General features: G+C 69.9%; 6 protein-coding genes. All 6 read left to right on the plus strand.

The genetic code is table 11. The features are described 5' to 3' along the window. Positions 1 to 2,498 (plus strand): translation initiation factor IF-2 (gene infB, locus D7V93_RS36975; RefSeq protein WP_244237729.1); only part of this gene is annotated, 2,498 nt, incomplete at its 5' end. A 123-nt stretch (positions 2,499 to 2,621) separates the two neighbouring features. Continuing rightward, positions 2,622 to 3,221 (plus strand): DUF503 domain-containing protein, encoded by a 600-nt coding sequence (locus D7V93_RS36980; protein WP_120647827.1) that lies wholly within the window; start codon positions 2,622 to 2,624, stop codon positions 3,219 to 3,221. After that, positions 3,218 to 3,577: a 30S ribosome-binding factor RbfA gene (gene rbfA / locus D7V93_RS36985; protein WP_120610954.1), complete on the plus strand. Its 360-nt coding sequence runs from the start codon at positions 3,218 to 3,220 to the stop codon at positions 3,575 to 3,577. Before D7V93_RS36980 ends, rbfA begins: the two co-directional genes overlap by 4 nt. A 10-nt stretch (positions 3,578 to 3,587) precedes the next feature. Next, complete coding sequence (gene truB / locus D7V93_RS36990; protein WP_120647828.1) at positions 3,588 to 4,451, plus strand: tRNA pseudouridine(55) synthase TruB; 864 nt, start codon at positions 3,588 to 3,590, stop codon at positions 4,449 to 4,451. Continuing rightward, on the plus strand, positions 4,452 to 4,781 hold the full coding sequence (locus D7V93_RS36995) for a hypothetical protein (protein WP_120610956.1): 330 nt from the start codon (positions 4,452 to 4,454) through the stop codon (positions 4,779 to 4,781). A gap of 124 nt (positions 4,782 to 4,905) precedes the next feature. Continuing rightward, positions 4,906 to 5,175 (plus strand): 30S ribosomal protein S15, encoded by a 270-nt coding sequence (gene rpsO, locus D7V93_RS37000; protein WP_120629587.1) that lies wholly within the window; start codon positions 4,906 to 4,908, stop codon positions 5,173 to 5,175. Positions 5,176 to 5,314 lie beyond the last annotated feature (139 nt).

A 5,314-nucleotide genomic window follows, 5' to 3' on the forward strand; every position in this document is an offset into this window, starting at 1 on the left:
CCTCACGGCCGCCTCCTTCGACGTCCGCGACGGTCATCTCCCGCGGTCCCGGTTACGTGCAGCGTCCGGGCTCCACGGGTGGCCGCCCTGGCGGTCCTCCGGGCAGCCGTCCGGGTGGCCCCGGTGGGCCGGGCAGCCGTCCGGGTGGGCCGGGTGGACCGGGCAGCCGTCCTGGCGCGCCCATGCAGGGTCGCCCGGGTGGGCCGCCCATGCAGAGCCGTCCGGGAGCGCCCATGCAGGCGCGTCCGGGCCAGACGGGTCCGGTGCGTCCGTCCTCGCCGCCTCCGGGCGCCGCGGGGGCTCCGGTGCAGCCGAGCGGTCCGACCATCATGGTGGGCGGTGTCCCGCACGCCCAGGTCGCGCCCACGCCGGGCGCCCAGGCGCGCCCCACGGCCACCCAGGCCGTGGTCATCTCGCGCCCGCTCATCCAGGTCCGCCGCGTCACGCCGACCACGACCCAGGCCAAGCAGTACCCCATGGCCCCGGGCCGCACGGCGCTCGGCACCGAGAAGCGCGAGTACAAGGTCGTCCCGGATCACCTGGGTCGCGGCCGTGAGCTCGTGGACGTCTCCAAGAACAAGGAGCGCGGCCAGCGCAAGCGCACGGGTCCTGAGACGACCAGCGTGTCGAAGCAGGAACTGTCCGACATGGTCTGGGGCCGGATCGCCATCCCCATCCGTGGCAAGAAGCGCAAGCCCACGAAGAAGGGCGCCAAGACGCAGATCACCCAGATGGCCGAGGAGAAGAAGGTCATCAAGCTGCAGGAGGGCATCAGCGTGTCCGACCTGGGCCAGCGCATGGGTGTGCGCACCACGGAGCTCATCAAGAAGCTGATGGCCATGCAGAAGATGGCGACGGCGAACCAGATCCTGGACGCCGACACCGCGGAGCTCATCGCCACCGACTACCACTGGAAGGTGGAGCGCGTGGGCTTCGAGGTGGAGGACTACCTCCCGGAGGTCACCGCCAAGGCGGAGGACGAGCGTCCCCGTCCGCCGGTGGTCACCATCATGGGCCACGTCGACCACGGCAAGACGAGCCTCCTCGACGCCATCCGCCAGGCCAGCGTGGCCGCGGGCGAGGCGGGCGGCATCACCCAGCACATCGGCGCCTACAGCGTGACCACCGCGCGCGGAGACGTCACGTTCCTCGACACGCCGGGTCACGAGGCCTTCACGTCCATGCGCGCCCGTGGCGCCAACGTGACGGACATCGTGGTGCTCGTGGTGGCCGCGGACGACGGCGTGATGCCCCAGACCATCGAGGCCATCAAGCACGCGAAGCTGGCGGAAGTGCCCATCGTCGTCGCCATCAACAAGATCGACGTGCCGGGCGCGAACCTGGACCGCGTGAAGAAGGACCTGGCCGCGCACGAGCTGGTCCCGGAAGAGTGGGGCGGCGACACCATCATGGTGCCCGTCTCCGCGAAGACGAAGCAGAACCTGGACCTCCTGCTGGAGAACCTGGCGCTGCAGGCGGAGGTGTTGGAGCTGACGTCCAACCCGTCCCGTCCGTCCGTGGGCGCCATCGTCGAGGCGAAGCTGGACCGCGGCCGTGGCCCCGTCGCCACGGTGCTGGTGCAGGAGGGCACGCTCAAGCTGGGCGACGCCATCGTCACCGGAACGCACTACGGCCGTGTCCGCGCGATGAACAACAGCCGCGGCGAGTCCGTGAAGGAAGTGAAGCCGGGCTACTGCGCGGAGGTCATCGGTCTGTCCGGTGTGCCCACCGCGGGTGACGCCATCAACGTGGTGGCGGACGAGAAGGCGGCCAAGCAGATCGCCGACCACCGCGGCATGAAGGAGCGTCAGGCCGACCTCAGCAAGGTCAGCCGCGAGTCCCTGGAGCAGCTCTTCGCCAAGACGAAGGCGGGCGGCGGTCCCAAGGAACTGCGCGTCGTCATCAAGGCGGACGTGCAGGGCTCCGCGGAGGCGGTGCGCCAGGCGGTGGAGAAGCTCACCACGCACAAGGTGCGGGTGGTCATCATCGACGCGGGCGTGGGCGCCGTCACCGAGACGGACGTCATGCGCGCCGCTGCTTCCAAGGGCGTCGTGCTGGGCTTCAACGTCAAGCCGGAGTCCGGTGCCGAGGCCGCGGCCAAGGCGCAGCAGGTCACGCTGCAGAGCTACTCCATCATCTACGAGCTCATCGACGGGGTTCGGCTGGAGATGGAGGGCCTCCTGGAGCCCATCCGCACCGAGCGCAAGCTGGGCCGTGCGGAAGTGCGCAACACCTTCAACGTGCCCAAGCTGGGCACCATCGCCGGTGCGGCCGTCCTGGACGGCGTCATCAAGCGCGGCTCGTTCGTGCGCCTCATGCGCGAGAACAAGCAGCTCTTCTCCGGCAAGATGGCGTCGCTCCGCCGCTTCAAGGACGACGTCAAGGAGGTCGCGCAGGGCTTCGAGTGCGGTATCGGCATCGAGAACTTCAACGACCTCAAGGCCGGCGACATCATCGAGGCCTACGAGATCGAGGAGACCCGTCAGAGCCTGTCCTGAGTCTCGCGGTTCGCACTCGACGGACCCCCGGGAAGGCCCCACCTTCTCCGGGGGAATGACGCTGTGCCGGCGGTCGGCGCGCGCGGATGACGCGTTGCGCCGCTGCCGGCCTGGGGAACCTTTATGTTCGTGGGTGTCGCACGCCTGACCCTCCAGATTCCGGAGAGCGCCTCGCTGAAGTCGAAGCGGCAGGTGCTCCGCCGGGTGACGGACCGGGTGAAGGCCCGCTTCAACGTGGCCGTCGCCGAGGTGGCCGACCAGGACCTCTGGCAGAAGGCGTCGGTCGCGCTGGCGGTGGTGGGCAACGAGCGCCGCCATGTGGATGAGCAGCTGGAGAAGATCATCCACTTCATCGAAGAGATGTACGTCGCGCCGCTGATGGCCCGGGAGACGGAGATCCTGGCCTTTGGCGACCGGCTCTATTCCGACAGTGGTGCGGGCATGTTCCGCGCTCCGGCGAAGGTGCCGGAGGATGAGCTGGACGGGGAGGCTGAACTGTCCCCCGAGGCCGCGAGCGCGCACTCGGAGGCGGCCATCGCGCGCTTCCTGCGCAGCGACCGGTCGCTCGCGGAGGCCGAGGGGCTGGGCTCCTGGGAGGAGCGGCACGAGGGTGCTGGCCCGGGGACTTCCCGGCCCCCCGCTGAAGGTGGAAATCTGTCGCTGGACGACGCGCGGGCCCGGGCCCGGGCGCTGCGCAACCCGCGAGATTGGGAGAAGAAATGACGACGCATTCACGACCCGAGCGCGTGGGGCAGGAAATCCAGGCGGCCATTGGCGCCCTGCTGACGCGCGGGGAGCTTCGCGACCCGCGCATCGGCTTCATCACCATCACCGGAGTGAAGGTGTCGCCCGACCTGCGCGTGGCGAAGGTCTTCTATTCGATGCTCGGCACCGACCAGGAGAAGGCGGACACCCAGAAGGGCCTGGATGCGGCCAAGGGCTTCGTGCGCCGCGAGGTGACGTCCGTGGTCCAGCTGCGCGTGTCGCCGGAGATCTTCTTCGCGTTCGATGCTTCCGTGGGAGAGGGCGACAAGATCGACCGCCTCCTGCGGGAGGTGCGCGGCAAGGAAGGTTGGTAGAACCCCCTTCATGGACGGCGTCCTCGTCATCGACAAGCCCCTGGGTCCCACGTCGTTCGATGTGGTGCGCCAGGTGCGCAGCCTGCTCAAGGTGAAGAAGGCGGGCCACACGGGCACGCTCGACCCGATGGCCACCGGGGTGCTGCCGGTGTGCCTGGGCGAAGCCACCAAGGTGGCGGGCTACATCACGGAAGGCGACAAGGCCTACGACGCCGTGGTGCGGCTGGGCGTGGAGACGGACACCCAGGACGCCCAGGGCAAGCCGACCGCGGAGGCCCCGGTGCCGCCCCTGACGGCCGCGCTCCTGGAGTCGGTGCTCGCGCCCTTCCGGGGCACCTTCGAACAGGTGCCGCCCATGTACTCGGCGGTGAAGATCGCCGGGAAGCGGCTGTACGAACTGGCGCGCGCGGGCGAGGAAGTGGAGCGGGCCAGCCGCACCGTGACGGTGCACGAATTGGTGCTGCGCGACTTCTCCGCGGACCGGCTGACGCTGTCGGTGCGCTGCTCGAAGGGCTTCTACGTGCGCACGCTCGCGTTCGACCTGGGCCGCGCGCTGGGCTGTGGGGCGCACCTGGAGGCCCTGCGGCGCACCGCGAGTGGACCCTTCACCCTGGCGCGCGCGCTGCCGCTGGGGGACCTGGCGTCGCTGTCGCGCGAGGCCGTGGCCGGGCGGCTGGTGTCGCTCGCGGAATCGCTGACCGACCTGCCCTCGGTGCGGGTGGGCGCGGAGGACGCGCGGCGGGTGTCGCACGGGGTGCCGGTGGAGGTCGCGCCCCTGCCGGGCAAGGTGCGCGTGCTGGGCCCGGACGACGCGCTGCTCGCCATGGCCGAGGTGGTGGGCGGGCGGCTGCGCTATCTGCGGGTGTTCGTCTGAGTGGCCACCCGGAACCATGACATCTCCGTGAGCGTCGCTCCGGGCCTGCGCGGCGCCTTCGACGGACGGCGCGAGCTGGCGCTGGGCGTCCCGGCGGCCGCAGGCATTGGCGACGTGGTGGAGGCGCTCTTGCGGCTGTACCCACGCACGCGCCAGCTCCTGGCAGGCGACGGCGGCGAGCCGGGCGGCCTGTACCTGCATGTGGCCATGGACGCGGCGACGGCGCGGGAGCTGGCTTCTGGAACCGGGGGACTTCCGGGCGGCTGCCGGTTGTATGTCTTCGCACTGTCCAGGCCGCCGAGGGGCGGACGGGCGGTCGGCGAAGGTTGACCCTACGGGGGGTGAAGCTTATAAGCGGCCCGCTCGTTAGAAGAACAATGGCCGGGTCTGTACCCCTCCGCGGACCCCGGCGGCACGAGCAGTCACCCCGGAGCGGGAATCAGGAAGAAGCCCCATGTCGCTGCATCAGGACCGCAAGAGCGAGCTGGTCTCGAAGTTCCGCACCCACGAGTCCGACACCGGCTCGCCCGAGGTGCAGGTGGCGCTGCTGTCCGAGCGCATCAACATGCTCACCGAGCACTTCAAGACCCACAAGAAGGACCACCACTCCCGGCGCGGTCTGCTGAAGCTGGTCGGTCAGCGCCGCCGTCTGCTGGACTACCTCAAGTCCAAGGACGTGGCGCGCTACAAGAAGCTCATCGAGGGCCTCGGCATCCGCAAGTAGGCACTCGCAGCACCCGGGGCGCTGGCACAACCAGCGCCCCGCGCGTTTGTGCAGCACGTTTTCCCGCCGCCGGGTGTTTCACGTGCCAGGGGGCGGGAGTTGTTGGAAGTGTTCAAGAAGCGCGGGCGTGGGTGAAGGG

It is taken from the genome of Corallococcus llansteffanensis, assembly GCF_003612055.1.
Lineage (GTDB): Bacteria > Myxococcota > Myxococcia > Myxococcales > Myxococcaceae > Corallococcus > Corallococcus llansteffanensis.